Here is an 18,566-nt window from a genome sequence, read left to right as displayed (position 1 = left end):
CTTGTCAGGCCGCCCACGGGTCGACAAGCGTCACCTGCATGTCCGTGAAATCCCGGATATTTCGCGTGGCCAGAGTCAAACCGTTCCGCAACGCTACTGCAGCGATCTGCGCATCCGCCATGGGCTTGGGCCGACCGGTCCTGTCGCCCTCGCCCATAATCGCCCCCCAAATTACCGCCGCTTCCCTGTCGAAGGGCAGGATACGGTCCTGAAACTGGGCGGTCAGATCGTGATTGATCCAGCGGGCGAGGCGCTCCTGCCTGGCTGTGTTCTTGACCCGACGGGCGCCGCGCACGAGTTCTCCAAGGCTGACCGCAGCGAGGAACAGGTCGCTGGACATCTGACGGCCGATCCATTCGAGCGCCCGGGGGTTGGGGCGCGGTCGGAAGGTCTCGCTGATGACATTCGTGTCGATAAGAAAGGCCACTATTCGAAATCCACCACGCGACCCGGGGTGCGGTCACGCTCGATTATCAGGTCTTCTCCCACGAGCGGCGAGGCGCGCAAAAAGGCTAACAGCTCAGCGCCGGTTCGCGCCGGTTCGCGTGGTGTGAGGCAGGCCAGCACGTCGCGCAGCCACCGGGCCTCGTCGCCACCCGTGCGAAGTACGCCGGCGACAGCCTTGACGATACCGACATCCTGGGCTGGCACGGTGACCTCAACGCGCCGTGTTCCCTGGGCGGTGAGCTTTGCGCGGTGCCGGGCGAGTCGCTGCTTGGCTCCGTCGTGTCTCGATTGCATGGCCATATCCCTCGTGTCGGAAACGTTACCGGAACATAAGGCACTCAGGCGAGTCGGTCAAGCATCGGGAAACTCTTCCTTGCTCCGATCCGCCGGTCAAGATAAGACAATGCCAAAGGAGGACAGGTATGGCAGCTGGCAACACCCCGTGCGGGTTCGCGATTCCTCAGGTTTTTCCTGATGCTGGTGTGGATATGGGCTTTGTGGGCGATTTTGTGCGACGGGCCGAAGCGCTGGGCTATGACAGCCTGTGGGTTCAGGAAACCATCCTGAGCGACTTTCCGATTCTTGAACCGGTGACGCTGCTGACCTATGTGGCAGCTCTGACCGATACGGCCAAGCTCGGCACCTCGGTCATGCTGACCACCCTGCGCAACCCGCTCCAGCTGGCCAAAGCCCTGTCGAGCCTCGACTGCATGAGCGGCGGGCGGCTGATCGTCGGCGTGGGCGGTGGCGGGCATGTGCCGGAAACTGTCTTCGGCTACACCAAAGAGCACCGGATGCGGCGCTTTGTCGAGGGCCTGGACATCATGAAGGCGCTGTGGGCCGAGCCCACGGCCAACTACGCCGGCAGCTTCTGGCAGCTCAAAGACGCGGCCATGGAGCCCAAGCCGGTCCAGAAGCCGCACCCGCCGATCTGGTTTGGGGCGCGCTCGGAGTCGGCCCTGCGACGGGCGGTCCGCCACGGCGACGGCTGGATGGGGGCCGGTTCGTCGTCCAGCGCCGATTTTGTGAGCCAGTACGGCCATGTCCAGCGCTTTCTCGACCAGGCACAGCGTGATCCGGCCAGCTTTGCGGTCTCAAAGCGGGTGTATGTGGCGGTCGATAACGACCACGACCGGGCCGAGCGTCGGCTGCGGGAGTGGTTTGGGGTGCGCTACAAGAGCGCCGATATGGCCTCGCAGGTCTCAATCTGGGGCAGCCGTCAGGAGTGTATCGACAAGCTCGGGGCGTTGGTCCAGGCTGGGGCGCGGCACCTGATGATCAACCCGGCCTTTGACGATATGGAGCACCTGGAAATCTTTGCCCAGGACATCATGCCCCGGCTGTGAAGACGGCTGATCCAGCCTGAGAGCCGGACAGCCCCAGGACGCTCAGATAAAACACGACTTCAAGCACCTGTTGGGCGGCGCCCAGACAGTCGCCGGTAAAGCCGCCGATCCGCTTGAAAAAATAGCGGCTCAGATACCAGCGCACGAGCAGGAGCGGGATGAGGACGAGCCCGTAGCGGATGTCGAGAAGAGCAAACAGGGGTAGCAGGCCGAACACCGCAGCCAGCCCGGCGTGTGAAGGAGCCAGCGGCGCTTTGCCGATGGGTTTGGCCTTACTGTCCTCGTTCTCGCGGACGTAGGATAAACTGAGCCGCAGGCTGACCGCGCCGAATCGACTCACTGCGTGACCCGCAATCAGCACCGCCGGCACCAGCTGGGCGGGCAGAGACACCAGCGCCGTGAATTTCAGCAACAGGACCAGCGACAGACCGATCGTGCCGTAGGTGCCGAGGCGACTGTCTTTCATGATGGCCAGGACACGATCCTGACTCCAGCCGCCGCCGAAACCGTCGCAGGTGTCGGCCAGGCCGTCTTCGTGAAAAGCACCTGTCACCCAGACACTCGTCAGCATGGACAACACTACCGCGACTGGGGGCGAAAAGAGCTGGCAGGCGAGCCAGTACACGCCCGCCGCCAGGCTGCCGACAAGCCAGCCGATGAGCGGAAAGTACTTGGGGTTGTGGCTCAGATAGGCGTCTGTATGGATCACCCAGGCCGGGACGGGAAGCCGGGTGTAGAACAGCACGGCCGAGAAGAAAATGTGGAGTTCTTCGACCAGCCTGCTCACTCCGCGTCCTTTTTGCCCGCCACCCCCGCCTGCTCGAAGCTGGCCATGTCGTTCAAAAAGCGCACGCTGGCGTCTATCAGGGAATAGGCCAGGGCACAGCCCGTTCCCTCACCGAGCCGCAAGCGCAGGTCGAGCAGGGGGCTGGCCCCGAGGTGCTGGAGCAGGCGTCGGTGGCCGTGCTCGTCGGACACGTGGCAGAAAATGGCATAGTCCTGAATGGCCGGCTGGAGCCGAGAGGCAATCAGGAAGGCGGCGGTGGCGATAAAACCGTCCACCAGCACCAGCATGCGCTGGTGTGCGGCCTGTAGCATGGCGCCGCACATCTGGACCAGTTCAAATCCGCCAAACGTGCGCAGGACATCGAGCGGCTGACGGACGGCGGGGTGGTGGTGCAGGGCGCGTCGCAGCACCTCGATTTTATGCCGCAGCTGGGTATCGTTGAGGCCGGTGCCACGTCCGACACACGCCTCAAGCGGCAGCCCGCACACGCGGCTCATGATAGCCGCCGCAGCTGAGGTGTTGCCGACGCCCATCTCGCCAAAACCGACGATGTTACAGTCACAGGTCTGGATGTGGTCAATGTGTGACGCCCCGAGTTGCAGCCCCCGGTGGCATTCGTCCTGGGTCATGGCCGCTTGGGTCAGAAAGTTCTTCGTGCCGTAAGCGATCTTGGCGTCGCTCAGCTTCGGGTGAGCGGGCAGCTCGGCATTGACGCCCGCGTCGATCACCCGCAGGCGGATGGCGTGTTGTTGGGCGAAGACGTTGATCGCCGCCCCGCCGTTCAGGAAGTTCAGCACCATCTGCCAGGTCACGTCTTGCGGGTAGGCGCTGACCCCTTCCGCAGTAATACCGTGGTCGCCGGCAAACACGAGCAGATGCGGAGAGCGGAGGGTGGGCGAGAGGGTGTTTTGCACGAGACCGATTTGCAGCGCCAGCCGTTCTTGGTTTTGTGGTCGATCTTGTGTTGGAGTTGTGCGGTCAGTCCACGATCAACAGCTGGGATGGCGAACAACGGCGGCTCCGGCATAGCTCCGTTTTATGCCTGGAAAGTCGCGCGGGGTCGAGAGCAGCACGTCGTGCGGGCTTAGCCTGCGCCGTCCACGCGCACGGTCACGATATCGATGTTGTGGTACTGCTGGTGACGGACGGACGAGGCAAAGTGGCGTAGCAGCCGCAGCGAGAGTTCCCGCTCGTCGGGCGTCTCCACCTGGTCCCCGAGCAGCGCAATGTGATCCTCAAGGTTTTCCTCGCCGACTGCGGCCATGAACTCCAGCTCTACCGCCGCCCCGTCCTAGCGGGCCAGCACCCGCAAGCGTGGCGTGGCGCGGTCCGCCGTCTTGGCGTCCGTCTGCTGGATCAGACTCGTCAGCGCCTCCTCGCCGATCAGACACAGCCGCTGGGTTGCCTCCCCGCTCCACCTCAGGCGAGCGGCCAGCTCGCGCAGGAACGCCGTCAGCTTGGGCAGGCCGGCGATCCCCAGCTCGATGTCGAGCCGCCGCCGACGGGGACCGGTCAGCTCCAGGAACAGGGTCAGGCCGACGACGGTGAGCCCCCCGGCAGTGATGCCGTTGCCCAGCAGAACCGCCCATGTCCCGCTCAGATAGTCGGGGAAAATGGCCTGGTACTGGAAGCCAACCCCGACCCAGAACGACACGCCGGTCACCAGGGTTTTGCGGTAGTCGTTGCCGCCTTGGAGGACGAGCTGCATGCCCTGAACAAAGATGAGACTGACCAGGACCGTGAGGTAGGCGGCCGCCACCGGACTGGGAATGGCCAGCAACACGGCCATCACCTTGGGCAGAAAGGCCAGGGCCAGGAAGATGAGGCCGATGCACACGCCGACCCGCCGGGCGGCCACGCCGGTCAGTTCTATGAACGGCGCGCTCGACGGCCGGGTGCCGCACGGGATCGTCCCGGCCAGGCCACACAGCAGATTGCCCAGGCTGACGGTGGCCACCGCACCCTGGACGGCGCGCAGATCGGTCGCCCGCTGCTGGCGCCACGAGACCCGCTGCACGGCCACGGCATGGCTGAGGGTTCCCGTCGTTCCGATCAGGATCACAAACAGGAAGGCGGGCAGGATGGACCAGAAGGCGGGACCAAAGCTCAGGTCCAGCCCCGGCCAGGCGCTGGTCGGCAGGCCAATCCAGGCCGCGGCCAGGATCCGGTTCACATCGTACGGGCCGAACCATGCACCCATCACACAGCCGGCCGTCACCCCAATCAGCGGCGCCCAGGGTCGCCACGTCTCTGAGGCGCGGAGCGAGAGCGCCACGGCCGTGGCAAAGGTGACCGCCGCGCTTAGCGGGGCCGCCGCCCCCGGCGTCCCGTCCGGCACACTGGCCATCAGCCGGAAGATGGCCGGCATGACGGTAACGGGAATCAGGGCCAGGACCGTCCCAGCCACCACCGGCGTGATGAAGCGCCGCAGCAGGGACAGACGGCTGGCCAGCGCGAACTGAAACAGGCCGGCCACGACAATCAGGCTGGCCAGCAGAGACGGGCCACCCTCGGTGAGCGCGGTGACACACACCCCGATGAAGGCGCTGGTGCTGCCCATCACCAGCACGTAGCCAGAGCCAAAGCGCCCCAGGCCAAGCGTCTGCACTATCGTGATCAGGCCGTTGACCATGAGCAGGGCAAAGATCGTCCACACCAGGTAGCTTTCGTCCTGATTCGCGGCCCGCATCACGATGGTCGGGATGAGCACCAGGCCGGGCCCCCATGATCATCGCCCGCTGAAAACTCAGTCCGAAGGCGAGGGGGTAGGGCGGGGGTTCATGCGGTTCGTAGAGGACAGAAGACACCGACTAGCTCCATTCCGTGTCGGGGTATGCTCCATTGAACCGCACGGATCAGACCGGAAACATTGTGTCGCTGCCTCACGCAGAGTGGCGGTACGGGTCTCCGGCGCGGATCGTTGTGTCACCACAGTCGATTGACGCCGTAACGGTCGAATACTGCATCAATCGACACGATCACCAAATCGTGCGCCAGAGCCTGGGCGATAAGCATACGGTCGAACGGGTCGCGATGTGGGCCGGGCAATCGCCCGGCTCGTTCGGCATCAGCAACGCTGATCGTCAGGTCCCCGAAGCCTTGGCCGGTAATGCTCCCGGCGACATCGACCGCCGCAACTGCGCCCTCCGGCAGTCTGCCAAGTCTGTACTTGGTGGTGATTTCCCAGGCCGACGCCGCACTGACGACAATGTCGTTCGCCTCGTCCGCAATTGCCCGGTACGCCGTTCTGGACAGACGCCTGCTGTCCGCAAGCCACCACAGGAACGCATGGGTGTCCAGCAATGCCCGCACGCTATTGCCCCTCCCAGGCCCTCAGTTCCGCCTCCGACAGCGGATCGAAGAAGCTCTCGGGTATGACGACCTTGCCCTTGAGAACATCGGGCTGCCGTTTGCTCCGAGGCTTGCAGGCGACGAGTCGCGCGACCGGCTCACCTCGGCGGGCGATCACGACCTCCTCGCCCGCCTCGACTCGCGCCAGGAGTCGTGAGAGTTGGGTCTTGGCTTGGTGAACGTTGACGACGAACATGAGCGTTACTCTCAGCTGAGCGAGAATCTAGCTAATAACATAGCTAGATTGTAAACGGAATCAAGGTCGAGTGGACCAGGAGCTGCAAACGGCACACAGAGCCCACACCGCCCGCTACGCCCATCTGATGAAAGCCCAGGCGGGCGGGAGAGCGAAAAACCTCCTCTGTGCTGCTGTGCGACTTGACTCTGGCTTTATCTAACTAGATAATAGACTAGTTTGTTCCTCTGGGAAGGATTATGAGAGAAGTTGGTACATTCGAAGCGAAAACCCACCTGTCTGCACTTCTGGATGAGGTCGCGCGTGGGGAGACCATCATCATCACCAAGCGGGGACGCGCGGTAGCCCGGTTGGTCCCACCAGAAGCGCCCGACCGGGAAAGCGCCGTTGCTGCGGCCAACACCCTCCGCGCTCTGCGTAAGCGCATTGGCTGGGCGACCACAGAGGATATTCTTCAGATGCGCGATGAAGGCCGACGATGAAGGCCCCCGTCCTGGATAGTTCCGTCACCCTGGCCTGGGTGCTCAGGGATGAGCAGTCGTCCCGAGTCGACGCGACCTTGGAGCAAGTGGCGAAGATTGGTGGGACTGCTCCGGCGCTGTGGTGGGTAGAAGTCCGGAACGTGCTGGTCATCGCCGAGCGCAGGGGACGCTTGACGCCCGAAGACACGGCGGTGGCCGTGCGGGCTCTTGACGCTCTGGGTATCCATTTGGACCACGCACCGGACAACGCTTCCCTCTTCCGGCTGGCCAGGACCCATGGATTGAGCGCATATGATGCGCTGTACCTGGAATTAGCGGTCCGGCAACAGCGACCACTTGCAACCCTTGACCGCAAACTCAGCGCAGCGGCACAGGCGGAAGGCATACCGCTAACAGCCTGAGAGCGAGTCTGGGACGGCAGGGCCTGGAAAGGGAAGTCTCGGCAGGAGTAGTCTGGCGGCGTGATATCCACACCCGACACGGGTTCGTTGGTAATACTTCAGGTCTGCGGCAACGAGTCCGCACACACTCCTAGAGCGTTTCACGTTAGGCTGTAGCCCTGCCGTTCCGCTCTCGTCAGGCCGGACGTGATCCGGCATTCCCTGCTTCACGGGAGGCCGTTCGTCCTGAGCGTCAGGCGTAACGCGCCTGAAGTTGAAGGGCTACACAGCATCGTGAAGTGCGCTAGGCAAGCAGGTTCTGCCGGTGAGGGCGGCCATGACCAGCAGGATGAGGTCATAAGTTATGACAATGGCTTCAATGACGACGGCCATGGTATTGATCCGATAGCTGATAATAACACGATGCTTTGTGCCGCCATCATTAGAGCAGTCCCATGAGAGAAAATGACCTCGGGCGCCCGTGTCAGGCTCTCCCAGGGCACGATAGCGCGCCCGCAGGTCAGCTGGAGATGAAAAGGCATCCAGAACAAGCGTGGTCTTCCGCTCAGTGCTCAGGCCCGTCGAATCACGGAGCACGAAGCCTTCGCCGTTGGAGGAAAACGCAATTGACAAAGCTGACCTCGCGGCGAATCTGCGCGGCCCCGTCCCACCCGGCTCGAAGGAGGGCCGGGGTGATGAACTTGGCGCGTGTGTCACTCTCGCTGAGGCCGGTCTTGTCCACGGCGCTGCGCCGCTCGCTACGGACCGGATACGCCTCCGTCGGCTGACGACAGCCGGGCCTGGAGGTCGGCGGCAATCCGCAGAATAGTGGCGCGAAAGGAGGGCTGGATGTCCGCCCCGGCGTCGTCGAGCGCGCCCATCATCATCAGGTTGTCGGCCATGCCAAAGTTCTCGACCGATTGGCCGTGAATGTCCAACTGGGGGTTGGTCGGGTCGAGTGGGTAGTGTGTGGCGACTCTGTCCGCGTACACGCCCGGTGCCTCGCTCGCGCCGTAAAACGGCTCGGCGTTGTAGTAGGCGTACACCGGCTTGCCGGCACCGCGCATATAGCCCATCTCAAACGCCGTGCCGACATCCATGCTTCGGACCACGAAAGCGGACCATGTTGGCCGCAATGACATGCGCCTTGTCCATCAAGGCGATATTGGCCCGGTAGATGCGCAGGCCGGTGTTGCGGTCAGGCTTGAAGTCGGGAATGTCGGGGTCCAGCGGATACAGGCCGACGAGGCGGAAGGGCCAGTCGTGCTCGTCGTTGAGGCGCGCGATCAGGGCCGTCTTGTCGGCGCCGGCCTTGACCGGGTCGGGCAAAAAGACCTCGGGGCCGGCCAGATAGATGTGGTAGACGGGCAGGGGCTCGGCGTGCGGCGCTTCACACATGAGCACAAACAGGACGGTGGTCAGGCAACGGATGGCGCGCGGCACGGCCTTCCTCTCTTTCTGTCGGTCGGCGTGAGGCGATGAACGACATTCGTGGCTGGAACTATTGCGGCCGGAACTATTTTATGCCCGAGGCTGGCAGCTGTTCATCGCCGCCGGTCGGCGGTTCGGCCGCCTGCGGCTGTTTGGGTGGGAACAGCAGGGAGGCCACGACCGAGATGGTCAGAATGCCGGCGATTACCCCCAGCGACAGGCCGATGGGAATTTTATAGATGTCGGCCAGCAACATCTTGACCCCCACAAAGCTCAACACGAAGCCCAGGCCGTAGCGCAGGTAGACGAACAGCTCCAGGACGCCGGCAACCAGGAAAAACAGGGCGCGCAGGCCCAGTATGGCAAAGATGTTGGAGGTGTAGACAATGAAGGGATCGTCGGTCACGGCGAAAATGGCCGGGATCGAGTCAACGGCAAAGACCAGGTCGGTGGTCTCGACCGCGACCAGCACGACCAACAGGGGGGTGGCAAACAGCTGGCCGCCGCGTCGGATCAAAAAATGCTGACCCTCATAGCCTGGGGTGATGGGCATGAAGCGCCGCAGCAGCCGGATGGCCGGGTTGTGGCTCGGGTCGGTGTTCTCCTCGTGCTTGGCCAGCATGCGGATGCCGGTAAAGACCAGAAAGGCGCCGAAGATGTACATGACCCAGTGGAAGTGGTGCAGCAGGGCGGCGCCGACCCCGATGAAGACGCCACGCATGACCAGGGCGCCCAGAATGCCCCAGAACAGCACCCGGTGGCGGTAGATGGCCGGGACCGAAAAGTACGAAAACAGCAGCAGGAAGACAAAGATGTTGTCGACGCTCAGGGATTTTTCGATCAGATAGCCGGCCAGAAACTCGAGCGCCCGCTCTTTGCCGTACAGGAAGTAGATGCCGAGGTTGAAGAGCAGGGCCAGGCAGACCCAGAAGGCGCTCCACACCGCAGCCTCTCTTTTCGAGGTCACCCGGGCGTCGCGATGAAACACGGTCAGGTCGAGAAACAGCAGCCCCACCACCGCAGCGGTAAACGCGATCCACATCCACACACTGACCTGCATGCCGTGCTCCGTTTGTTACGCGCCCATCAGCCGGGCGCTGATTTCCTGGTAGCGGGCCGCAGCCCGCTCGATGATTTCGGATGGCAGGTGGGGCGCAGGCGGTTTTTTGTCCCAGTTGATGGACAGCAGATAGTCGCGGATGATCTGTTTGTCGTAGCTGTCCTGGGCGGTCCCGGGCTGGTAGATATCGGCCCGCCAGAAGCGGGACGAATCCGGGGTAAAGACCTCGTCAATGAGGAGCAGCCGGTCGTCTTTGAGGCCGAACTCGAACTTGGTATCGGCCAGCAGAAAGCCTTTTGTCTTGGCCAGGGCCAGGGCCCGGCGATACAGGGCCAAGCTGATGTCCCGGACCTGTTCGGCCAGCGACGAACCGATCAAACGCTCGACCGCGTCAAAGGCAATGTTCTCGTCGTGCTCGCCCTCGGGCGCCTTGGTCGAGGGGGTAAAGATGGGCTCGGGCAGCTCCTCGCTCTCACGCAGTCCGGCCGGCAGCCGGATATTGCACACGCTCTGGGTCTGGCCGTACTCCTTCCAGCCCGAGCCGGCCAGATAGCCGCGGACAATACACTCGACGGGCAGCGGCTCGGCCTTTTCGACCAGCATGCTGCGGCCCGCCAGCTGGTCACGGTAGGGCTGGCAGGCGGCCGGAAAGTCGGCCACCTCAAGCGAGATCAGATGGTGGGGAACGAGGTCGGCCAGCTGCCCGAACCAGAACCCCGAGACCTGGGTCAGGACCTGGCCCTTGCCCGGAATCCCGTCGGGCAGGACCACGTCAAAGGCCGACACCCGGTCGGTGGCGACGATCAACAGATAGTCGTCGGTCTCATAAATATCCCGCACTTTCCCCCGGCGGGGGGCCGGCAGGCCGTCGATAGTCGTCTGTAAGACAAGCTCACTCATGGCCCTCTTCCCGTCCCGTGTTCTTTCTCCGTCATTCAGACAGCTGCTGCTCCAGCGTCTGCTCCAGCACCCTGGCCGCCTGTCGGGCGCGGTGGGCTTTGAGGCGCTCGGCCAGGTCCGGGTCCGCCAGCGACAGAATCTGGGCTGCCAGCAGACCCGCGTTGCCCGCTCCGGCGTCGCCGATGGCCAGGCTGGCGACCGGAATGCCCTTGGGCATTTGGACGATGGACAGCAGCGAGTCCAGACCGTTCAGGGCTTTTGACTGCATAGGCACACCCAGAACCGGTAGCAGGGTCTGGGAGGCGATCACCCCGGCCAGATGAGCGGCGCCGCCCGCCCCGGCAATAAAGACGCGCACGCCCCGCGCCTCGGCGTCGCTGATGTAGGCGGCCAGGGCGTCCGGGGTGCGGTGGGCCGACAGGACGCGGTTTTCGTGCGCGACCTCGAGTTCGGTGAGGATATCGCTGGCCTGGCGCATACTGTCCCAGTCGCTCTTGCTGCCCATGATGATTGCCACCCGTGCCATGTCGCCTCCCTTATCTGAGCTGTGAACCGTCCTGTTGTTTCAAATCACGCCGTCTTGCACAAGCCCGGCCAGCTGTTCGGAGCTGAGTCCCAGCTCACCGCCCAGAATTTCGGTGTTGTGTTCGCCCAGCAGCGGCGGCCGGCGCGAGATCCGCCACGGTGTCTTGGTGAAAAAGAACGGGCCGCCGGGATACCGCACCGCGCGGTTGAGTTCGGGGTGCTCACACTCGGCAAAGAAGCCGCGGGCGGCCAGCTGCGGGTCGTCAAGCAGGGCTTCGGGCGGCCGCACCATGGCGTACGGAATGCGCCGCAGCTGGGCGCCCTCCATCAGCTCGGCCACGCGATAGTCCTTGGCCCAGTCGTCGAGCAGGTCGAACAGCTGCTCGGCGTGATCCCGGCGGTACTCCAAATCCTGCCACTCGGGCGCGTCCAAGCCCGGCCCCTGGCCGTCGCCCCTGACCCATTCGACCAGCGAGGTCCAGTCGCCCAGGGTGCAGTGCATGACATAGCCGTCCTTGCACCGCGCGACCCGAAAATAGCGGCTCCAGTGCAGGCTGCCGCGCCGCGTCTCAACGCCCAGCCCCTGGTGGTAAAACGGCGATACGTGTTCGACCGCAGCGGCCACAGCCTCGTGCAGGCTGATATCGACCCACTGGCCGCGGCCGGTCGCGTCGCGCGCCCACAGCGCCGACATGGTCCCGATAGCGGCAAAAAACGCGGCGCTGTGGTAGGCTTGCAGGCCCAGCCCGCGTAGCGGGGGTTCGTCGGGAAAGCCGTTGACGTACACCATGCCGCCCAGGGCTTCAGCCACTGTGTCTGAGCTTTTGTAGCCGGCGTATGGCCCGTTTTGTCCGAAGGGGGTGATTGAGGTCAGCACCAGCTGCGGGTTGAGGCCGGCCAGGGTGTCATAGCCCAGTCCGAGCGTGTCCAGGCTGCCGGGAGGAAAAGACTCGATCACCACGTCAGCCTTGGCGACCAGCCGCTTGAACAGGGCCTGGCCGGCCGGCGTGTGCAGGTCGAGGGTGAGACCGCGTTTGCTGGTGTTGTAGAACCAGTGCAGCAGGCTGCGCTCGTGGCCCGGCCGCGCGTCGAGAAACGGTCCGATCTGGCGCGTCGGGTCGCCGCCGGGCGGCTCGATTTTAATCACATCGGCGCCCATATCGCCCATCAGCTTGGCGCACATGGCGCCCGTGAGGTCGGTCAGGTCGAGCACCCGGAGGTCAGACAGGGCAGAGGCCGGCGTATCCGTCATAACTGTCGCCCCTTGTTTTGCTCAGCCCCACACCTGACTGAGGTCGAGCCCAAAGCCCGGCAGCTCAGGGTCTCCGCTGATAGAGTTCACCTTCTCCAGGCACTCGGATGGCGCGCCGGGACGGTAGACGTACACCCGTCGGTATTGCGGATCGATGAGCCAGCCCAGCAGCGCACCGTTTTGGATGTATTCCTGGAGCTTGTCTTGCAGGGATTGGAGGCTGTCTGTTCCGGAACGAAGCTCAATCACAAAGTCGGGGCACAGGGGGAGGAAGGTCTGTTTCTGGTCTGGGCTTAAGCTCTCCCACCGCGAGCGCCTGAGCCAGGCGGCATCCGGCGAACGCATCGCGCCGTTTGGCAACACAAAACCGGTTGAAGAGTCAAAGACCAGACCGCTGCCGTCGGTGTCGGCCCAGTTGGCCAGGTGTTGGGTGAGTTTGGCATTGCGTCGCCCGGTTTCCCCCGCAGTCGGCGCCATAAGCAGCAATTCCCCTTGCGCGGTCCGCTCGAAGCGGAGTTCCTGATTGGCTTGACACAGCAGGTACAGCCGCTCATCCGTCAGTTCCATGACGGGTCGGAGGTTGAGCCTCAGCGGCGTCGCAGGCTGGACGGCAATGGCCTCAGGCATCCGAACCTCCCCGCAGCGGGTGGGCCTGCTTCCACTCGGTCGCTACCTGGCCCATGGTCTTGAACGTGACCCCGTCATGGCCCTGGAAGTAGTCGATGAGCCGCTCCAGCATCAGCAGCCGGTGGCCACGGCCGATGACTTGGGGGTGCATGGTCAGGGTGTAGACGCCCTGGCCGATGCGGTCGTACAGAAAGTCAAAGTCGGCCGCCCAGATCTGGTACACCTCGTCGGGGGTGCGCAGACCAACGTGGTTGGCCGGCCAGTGGAGGTTGAAGTACGGCCAGTCGTCCAGACTCCAGTCCAGCGGCAGTTCGAGCACATCGATCTCCTGGCCAAAGACATACGGGGCGTCGGTGCGCATCTCGTCCCCGACCCGACAGTAGTAGGGGGTGAAATCGTCGGCCATCATGCTGGAGTCGTACACAAAGCCGTACTCCAGGAGCAGGCTGTGGGTGACCGGGCTGACGTCGGCGGCGGGTGAGCGATAGCCGACCGGCGGCGTGCCGGTTACCCGCTGCAAACAGGCCATGCCCCGCTCCAGAATGTCGCGCTCCTGGTCGGCCGACAGCGAGCGCGGGTTTTCGTGGCAGTAGCCGTGATGGCCGAGTTCGTGCCCGGCGTCGGCAATCCGCTGGACGCTGTCCGGAAAGGTCTCGGCCGTATGACCGGGGATGAACCACGAGGCCGGCAGCCGGTAGCGGTCGAGCAGATCGAGGATGCGCGCCGTGCCGACCTTGCCGAACTCGCCGCGTGACAGGGTGCTGGGCGACCGGGTCCGAAATGAACCGCTCCAGACCGATACCCCGTCAAAGTCAAAGGACAGACACACCGCGATGTTTTTGCTCGGGTTCATCTTCCGGGCCTCCTTACAGGTCCACAAACACGTCTTTGACCCCTTCGCTGGTCAGCTGGGAGACGCTGGTGATCTTGTCGCTGAATTCTTTGAGGGTGCCGAGCGAGCTGGAGCCGACGTCGATCAGGATAGAAAACAGGGAGAAGCCCAGGGCGTCTTTGTCGTGGCGAAACTGCTCGGCCCAGTCGGGGCTGACCCGACACTCGCCGTCGGTGATAAACACGATATCGCCCCGCTTGAAACGCGCCTGGCGCAAGCCCTCGACCGCAGCGTTGAGCGGCGTCTCAAAGTCGGTGCCGCCGCCGGGGAAGTACTCGGCCAGCTCCATGACCTTGGACATTTCGACCTCGTAGCGCTCGCGTGGGTTGAGGTCGAGGATGTGCAGCGGGCTAGACGCCGAGGAAAAGCAGATGGACCGGAACAGGCGACGCTGGCGACGGGCGATTTCCAGCAGGGTCAGGGTCAGGGCTTTAGCCCACACCTCTTTGTCGCCCATCATGGACGAGCTGCCGTCCAGACACACGATCACCGGCCCTCTGCCCTTTTCTTCGATGCCTCGCAGCGAGTACAGGAGCAATTGCTGGTCCAACAGGCGCCGGGTGAAATCTTTGCGCAGGACGGGGTGGTGGAGGGCGACCAGCTCGTGCGGCAGCAGGCGGCTGATCTCACTGCCCAGGCTGGCCTCAAACAGCTCTTCTGAGCGGCGCTCAAAGATTTTGCGCCGCAGGGCCAGGGCGTGGTACTTCATGCGGCCGACCATGCGGGCCAGCTTCTTGAGCTTGTCGTTGCCGGCCAGATGCTTGCCCAGCTCGATCTGGCGACCGGGCGAGGACTGATAGCCGCCGCCGACCGTCGTGCTCCACGACTCGGCCTGCTGGAGCGCATCGTCCAGGTTCTGGGTGACGCTGATGGCTTCTTTGCGGAAGCGGTTGGCGACCTCGGCCTGCATGTCGGACAGCTCGGTGTCGAGCTGTTTGGCCTGTTTACGCAGCCGGGCGTCCTCGGCCCGGGCCTCGCTGGCCAGCTTGTTGGCGGCCTGTTCCAGCAGCGCTTTGGTCTTTTTGGACAGCTCACCATCCTCGGCCAGCTCCTTGGTGACCTGTTTGGCCTCGTGGGCGGCGTCGATCTTGTCCTGAACCGTTTCCTCCTGCTGGCGCAGGCGCTGCATGTCGAGCATGTGACGGCGGGTGAGGGTCTTTTCGGACTTGAGCAGCCCGAGCGCGCCCTCGCCCAGCAGGACTGTGGCCAGGCCGGCCCGGGTCTCGTCCAGGACGGTCGCCTCGCGCAGGAACTGGGCCAGCTCGCCGTGGTGCAGGGCGTCGAGCAGGGTCTTGTTCAGCAGGGCGCTGGGCAGCACCGCGTCGGCGTCGAGAAAGAGGACGTTGTACTTGAACAGGGCGCAGAACAGGTCTTGCAGCAGCGCTCCAAACTGGGGGACCAGGGTGTTGCCGGTGTCTTCCAGGGCGTGCAGCGACGACGCGTCACGCAGTTTGCGGTACACCGTGCGGTCGTAGGAATCGCTCTCGATCCAGCACGCGTTGTGCGGGATGGGGGCGGGTGGGGAGAGGATGAAGCGGGATTTTTTCCTGGTCGCGGCGCGTCGGGGCATGGGGGCGCTCTCAGTCCTGGGCGTCGAGTTCCTGTTGGAGCCGTTCGGCAAGCCAGGTCCGAGCCAGGCTTGCCGCACTTGTCGTCCGTTGCCTGGCCAGACTTTGAATGGCGGCCTTCATGGAAGAAGGGACGCGCAGGGTGAGCTGGGCTGTTCGTTGCTCGTCAGTCCGTCCCGGGTGAATTGCTACGACCTCAGATATCCCGGAATCTAAGCGTGTCCCGAGATCGTAGGTTTCCGTCCACTCAATAATTTCCTCTTCTGTCGCATCAGGAGACAGCAGTGGAATCGTTTTTGTGTGTCCTATCACAGTATGCTCCGGTAGCGCCGTCTGTGGGCAGGTGTCATACGCGCGATATGGAACACCCGCCAGTGGCCGTCCGGCAAAAGACGGTACACGACGTGCAGGTAATCTCCCCCAAAATTCCGTCCAAAAATCTCATACACATCAGACAATCCTCGCTGGCTTCGGACTTGTATATAGCGGCTCTGGAGCATCTCCTGTAGATCGTCCTGTGTATAACCATGCCGAAAGGCCGACGAAGTATAGACCAGCTCTGCCACCACACCATCCTCACAGAGCTCACTCCGTGTCTTTTCCTGTCCCTCTCATATCTTCTCCAACAGTTGTTGCTGAATGCCCTCAATCTCCTGGCGGATGGCCACGACTTTCTCAAGCGGACGGCCGCCCTGCTGAGCCTGCTGGCTGATCTCTTCGACCTGGGTCAGGATGCGGCGGATCTTGGTATGGGCTTCAATGACGGCTCGGGCGTGCTGTTCCTCGTCGTCCCACTCCCGTTCGGCATAGTCGCGCAGCTCGCGGGTCTGAAACAACAGCTCCTGGACGGTGTCCTCATAGCCGTGGATCAGACTCTGAATGACGGCGTGCACCTCGCCCTGCTCTGAGGGTTCTTTCCACAGCACGTGTTCCAGAAAAAACAGGTCCGACTCGCTCACCTCGGTACGGCCGTACAGATAGGCCAGGGCCTGGAGCAGGGACAGGCTCTGGCGGTAGCGTCGGTCCGAGGCGATGATGTTTTTCTTGCCCAGCTCGCGGCGAATATCGGCCAGGACGCTCAGTACGGCGTCGGGCACCCGGATGGCCCGGACCTCGTCCTGCATCTGGCGCAGTTCGTCGAGGCTGATGGTGGTGGACTGGGCCGGTGGGGTGGCCTGCAACATCTTGAGGAAGCGGAAGTCTTCGCTGATGTAGTTGACCACAAAGCGCAGCAGGAAACGGTCGTACAGGGCCAGTAGCTCGTCGTCCTCGGGCAGCTCGTTGCTGGCGCCGAACAGGCTCAGGAGGGGGACGGCCATGATGTCTCGTCCGTTGTGGAAGAGGCGTTCGTTGATGATGCTCAGCACGGCGTTCAGGATCGACGAGCTGGCCTTGAAGACCTCGTCCAAAAAGGCGATCTGGGCTTCGGGTAGCTTGTGGTCGGTCACCCGCCGGTAGTCGTCGGCCTCCAGAGCCTTGAGGCTGACCGCGCCAAACAGCTCTTCGGGGGTGGTGAATTTGGTCAGCAGCCACTGGAAATAGGTCCCGCCGGTAATCCGCCGACACAGGGCGTCGGCCAGCATCGATTTGGCCGTGCCGGGTGGGCCGATGATCAGCACGTGTTGGGATGACAGCAGGGCGGCCAAGGCGCCGTCGATCAGGTCGGCGCGCTCCAGAAAAGTCTGCTGGAGTTCCCGGCGGATCGCGCCGAATTTGTCGTGCGGGCTCACCCCTCAGGCTTAGCAGATCGCACCGACAGGGACAATGCGTGGGGGCGCTTGTGCTGCCGCAGACCAAGAAACAAAATCGGCGCTCGCCATCCCGAGACATTAACCGGAGCGGCTCTGGTGGCCGACGCTGGACTGCTCAGACGCTGTTCTCAGACTCTGCGTCTTCAGCGCAGTGGCACTTCCTGGCGCAAGCCTGCTGCCTGCGGTATGCCTCGCTCAGGCAGGTTTGCCTCCCGGTTTGGCAGGGGGAGGTGCCACTGGCCGAGACCCGTCCGTCGCCGTTCTGGTCCCACTGACACGTGTTGATACACTCGACGAAGTGCCCTAAGCAGACCTCCCCCGCCTGCGCCCCGCCGGCCTTGCAGCCGCTCATGCACGCATCGGTGTCGGGTGGTCTGCACTCCGCCCCCTCGGAAGACTGCACGCCAACGACCGGGGACGTGCGGCTCCCTGTGTCCGTGTTCGAGGCCGCCAGGATGGGCTCAGTGCCGCTCCGAAAGGACTCGGCCGCCTGCACCCATATCCGGGGGGCGGCGCACAGCACCAGGGCGCACAGGACGGCGGTCATGGACGGGCAGTGCCACGGCGGGGAAGAAGTTGGGTTCAAGGCCGGCCTCCCGGGCAGCAAAATTTTCTGCGCCAACGCGTTGGACTCCCCTATACGGCATGATGCCTCTCATTTCCCCCATGAAATTACGGGCATGGCCTGGCGGAGTCGGCCAGCGACTCCGGGAGCGACCCCACGCCAGGAATGCGGGAAGACATCCCCGCCACCGGGCCTTGCTCATTCAGACTGTTGACCGGGAGAACAAATCAAGCGGGAGCGGGCAGGGGTTGAGCGGCGCCCCTGGCCGGAAAGGAATGCGCCGGGGAGGCGTCCGGAGCCTAGTGGTGGGTCTGTTGGGTCTCTTCAATGACGTCGAGGCCGGCCGCGATGAGGGTCATCAACTCCACATTGTCGGCCTCTCTGGCCAGCAGGCGATCAATTGTCTGCTGGAGAATCTCCACCAGCGGCTGGTCTTGCGCGATTTCCCTGAGCGCGGCTCGGACCGGTTCGATTTTGTCGTCATAGTCGGTGCCCAATTCGCGTTTAAGGGTCGTCCGGATGGCGACGAGCTGACCGGTCAGGGAGAAGACGCTCTTCGGCTGCGACATACCTGCCAGGAGAGCAAAGGGCGTGGGGGGCTGTCAAGGGACGGGGGGCCGGGGGCGATTAGTAGCGCTCCAGCCAGGACCGGATCAGGGCTCGCTCAAACCGTTTGGCCCGTCTGGTCCAGGCTCGTGCCGGTGCCGGGGTGCTGGCAATCCGGCTGTCAAACGCGGCGTCAAGAGCGGTTCGCCGGGCGAAGTCGGTCAGTAGAATGACGAAGCCCAGCCGCCGACCACGACGGGTCTGCAGATAGCCGGCCAGGCCGTCGGCGTAGTGCATGGTGCCGGACTTGGCCCTGACGTGGACTCGGTCGTGTGCGGGTGGGCTGTGACGGTGGACATCCGGAAGCAGACCCGCAAAGTCGAACGTCGGCGCCCGGTCTGTGGAGGGTCGCCAGCCGTGACGGAGAATGGCCGCCAGCTGGCGGGGGGTGTGACGCGAG

General features: G+C 63.7%; 25 protein-coding genes. 3 read left to right on the top strand and 22 right to left on the bottom strand.

Annotation, left to right across the window (positions count from 1 at the left end; all coding sequences use genetic code 11):
* Positions 1-4: 4 nt before the first annotated feature.
* Positions 5-427 carry a type II toxin-antitoxin system VapC family toxin gene (locus J4F42_16235; GenBank protein MCE2487064.1) on the bottom strand — a complete coding sequence of 141 codons (423 nt, stop codon included), beginning with the start codon at positions 425-427 and terminating at the stop codon, positions 5-7.
* Positions 427-741 carry a hypothetical protein gene (locus tag J4F42_16230; protein ID MCE2487063.1) on the bottom strand — a complete coding sequence of 105 codons (315 nt, stop codon included), beginning with the start codon at positions 739-741 and terminating at the stop codon, positions 427-429. The genes J4F42_16235 and J4F42_16230 overlap by 1 nt, the downstream gene beginning before the upstream one ends.
* 128 nt (positions 742-869) lie before the next feature.
* Between J4F42_16230 and J4F42_16225 the strand changes: the two genes are divergently transcribed.
* A complete protein-coding gene (locus J4F42_16225) occupies positions 870-1,793 on the top strand; it encodes an LLM class flavin-dependent oxidoreductase (protein ID MCE2487062.1) in 924 nt (307 codons plus the stop codon).
* On the opposite strand, the gene J4F42_16220 is transcribed toward J4F42_16225, so the two are convergent.
* The 6 genes from J4F42_16220 to J4F42_16195 form a co-directional block, all read right to left on the bottom strand.
* Complete coding sequence (locus tag J4F42_16220) at positions 1,777-2,580, bottom strand: adenosylcobinamide-GDP ribazoletransferase (GenBank protein ID MCE2487061.1); 804 nt, start codon at positions 2,578-2,580, stop codon at positions 1,777-1,779. The genes J4F42_16225 and J4F42_16220 overlap by 17 nt on opposite strands.
* On the bottom strand, positions 2,577-3,494 hold the full coding sequence (gene cobT / locus J4F42_16215) for a nicotinate-nucleotide--dimethylbenzimidazole phosphoribosyltransferase (protein ID MCE2487060.1): 918 nt from the start codon (positions 3,492-3,494) through the stop codon (positions 2,577-2,579). Before cobT ends, J4F42_16220 begins: the two co-directional genes overlap by 4 nt.
* A gap of 170 nt (positions 3,495-3,664) precedes the next feature.
* Positions 3,665-3,844, bottom strand: coding sequence for a hypothetical protein (locus J4F42_16210; GenBank protein MCE2487059.1), 180 nt, complete (start codon positions 3,842-3,844; stop codon positions 3,665-3,667).
* 27 nt (positions 3,845-3,871) lie between these two features.
* Positions 3,872-5,290 (bottom strand): purine/pyrimidine permease, encoded by a 1,419-nt coding sequence (locus tag J4F42_16205; GenBank protein MCE2487058.1) that lies wholly within the window; start codon positions 5,288-5,290, stop codon positions 3,872-3,874.
* Positions 5,291-5,505: 215 nt separating this feature from the next.
* Positions 5,506-5,892 (bottom strand): type II toxin-antitoxin system VapC family toxin, encoded by a 387-nt coding sequence (locus J4F42_16200; GenBank protein ID MCE2487057.1) that lies wholly within the window; start codon positions 5,890-5,892, stop codon positions 5,506-5,508.
* Between the two features lies 1 nt (position 5,893).
* On the bottom strand, positions 5,894-6,127 hold the full coding sequence (locus tag J4F42_16195; GenBank protein ID MCE2487056.1) for a type II toxin-antitoxin system Phd/YefM family antitoxin: 234 nt from the start codon (positions 6,125-6,127) through the stop codon (positions 5,894-5,896).
* Between the two features lie 239 nt (positions 6,128-6,366).
* On the opposite strand from J4F42_16195, the gene J4F42_16190 reads away from it, so the two are divergent.
* Positions 6,367-6,609: a type II toxin-antitoxin system prevent-host-death family antitoxin gene (locus J4F42_16190; GenBank protein ID MCE2487055.1), complete on the top strand. Its 243-nt coding sequence runs from the start codon at positions 6,367-6,369 to the stop codon at positions 6,607-6,609.
* A complete protein-coding gene (locus J4F42_16185) occupies positions 6,606-7,010 on the top strand; it encodes a type II toxin-antitoxin system VapC family toxin (protein MCE2487054.1) in 405 nt (134 codons plus the stop codon). Before J4F42_16190 ends, J4F42_16185 begins: the two co-directional genes overlap by 4 nt.
* Before the next feature lie 261 nt (positions 7,011-7,271).
* On the opposite strand, the gene J4F42_16180 is transcribed toward J4F42_16185, so the two are convergent.
* The 14 genes from J4F42_16180 to J4F42_16115 all read right to left on the bottom strand — a co-directional run.
* Positions 7,272-7,622, bottom strand: a complete 351-nt coding sequence (locus J4F42_16180; GenBank protein ID MCE2487053.1) for a hypothetical protein — start codon at positions 7,620-7,622, stop codon at positions 7,272-7,274.
* 125 nt (positions 7,623-7,747) lie between these two features.
* On the bottom strand, positions 7,748-8,089 hold the full coding sequence (locus J4F42_16175) for a nucleoside 2-deoxyribosyltransferase (protein MCE2487052.1): 342 nt from the start codon (positions 8,087-8,089) through the stop codon (positions 7,748-7,750).
* On the bottom strand, positions 8,067-8,432 hold the full coding sequence (locus J4F42_16170; GenBank protein MCE2487051.1) for a nucleoside 2-deoxyribosyltransferase: 366 nt from the start codon (positions 8,430-8,432) through the stop codon (positions 8,067-8,069). The genes J4F42_16175 and J4F42_16170 overlap by 23 nt, the downstream gene beginning before the upstream one ends.
* 73 nt (positions 8,433-8,505) lie before the next feature.
* On the bottom strand, positions 8,506-9,480 hold the full coding sequence (locus tag J4F42_16165) for a TerC family protein (GenBank protein ID MCE2487050.1): 975 nt from the start codon (positions 9,478-9,480) through the stop codon (positions 8,506-8,508).
* 15 nt (positions 9,481-9,495) lie between these two features.
* A complete protein-coding gene (locus J4F42_16160; protein MCE2487049.1) occupies positions 9,496-10,380 on the bottom strand; it encodes a phosphoribosylaminoimidazolesuccinocarboxamide synthase in 885 nt (294 codons plus the stop codon).
* Between the two features lie 31 nt (positions 10,381-10,411).
* Complete coding sequence (gene purE / locus J4F42_16155; GenBank protein ID MCE2487048.1) at positions 10,412-10,906, bottom strand: 5-(carboxyamino)imidazole ribonucleotide mutase; 495 nt, start codon at positions 10,904-10,906, stop codon at positions 10,412-10,414.
* A gap of 39 nt (positions 10,907-10,945) precedes the next feature.
* Positions 10,946-12,157, bottom strand: coding sequence for a CoA transferase (locus tag J4F42_16150; GenBank protein MCE2487047.1), 1,212 nt, complete (start codon positions 12,155-12,157; stop codon positions 10,946-10,948).
* 21 nt (positions 12,158-12,178) lie between these two features.
* On the bottom strand, positions 12,179-12,784 hold the full coding sequence (locus J4F42_16145) for a Uma2 family endonuclease (GenBank protein ID MCE2487046.1): 606 nt from the start codon (positions 12,782-12,784) through the stop codon (positions 12,179-12,181).
* Entirely contained in the window at positions 12,777-13,637 is an 861-nt protein-coding gene (locus tag J4F42_16140) for a polysaccharide deacetylase (GenBank protein MCE2487045.1), read from the bottom strand. The genes J4F42_16145 and J4F42_16140 overlap by 8 nt, the downstream gene beginning before the upstream one ends.
* Before the next feature lie 13 nt (positions 13,638-13,650).
* Positions 13,651-15,246, bottom strand: a complete 1,596-nt coding sequence (locus J4F42_16135) for a hypothetical protein (GenBank protein ID MCE2487044.1) — start codon at positions 15,244-15,246, stop codon at positions 13,651-13,653.
* 10 nt (positions 15,247-15,256) lie between these two features.
* Complete coding sequence (locus J4F42_16130; protein ID MCE2487043.1) at positions 15,257-15,556, bottom strand: hypothetical protein; 300 nt, start codon at positions 15,554-15,556, stop codon at positions 15,257-15,259.
* A 299-nt stretch (positions 15,557-15,855) separates the two neighbouring features.
* Positions 15,856-16,974 carry an AAA family ATPase gene (locus J4F42_16125; protein MCE2487042.1) on the bottom strand — a complete coding sequence of 373 codons (1,119 nt, stop codon included), beginning with the start codon at positions 16,972-16,974 and terminating at the stop codon, positions 15,856-15,858.
* A gap of 885 nt (positions 16,975-17,859) precedes the next feature.
* Complete coding sequence (locus J4F42_16120) at positions 17,860-18,129, bottom strand: hypothetical protein (protein MCE2487041.1); 270 nt, start codon at positions 18,127-18,129, stop codon at positions 17,860-17,862.
* 58 nt (positions 18,130-18,187) lie between these two features.
* A partial coding sequence (locus tag J4F42_16115; protein MCE2487040.1) for a D-alanyl-D-alanine carboxypeptidase occupies positions 18,188-18,566 on the bottom strand: 379 nt, incomplete at its 5' end.

The organism is Desulfurellaceae bacterium, from assembly GCA_021296095.1.
GTDB lineage: Bacteria > Desulfobacterota > Binatia > Bin18 > Bin18 > JAAXHF01.
This window is presented reverse-complemented; position numbering and strand designations above follow the sequence as displayed.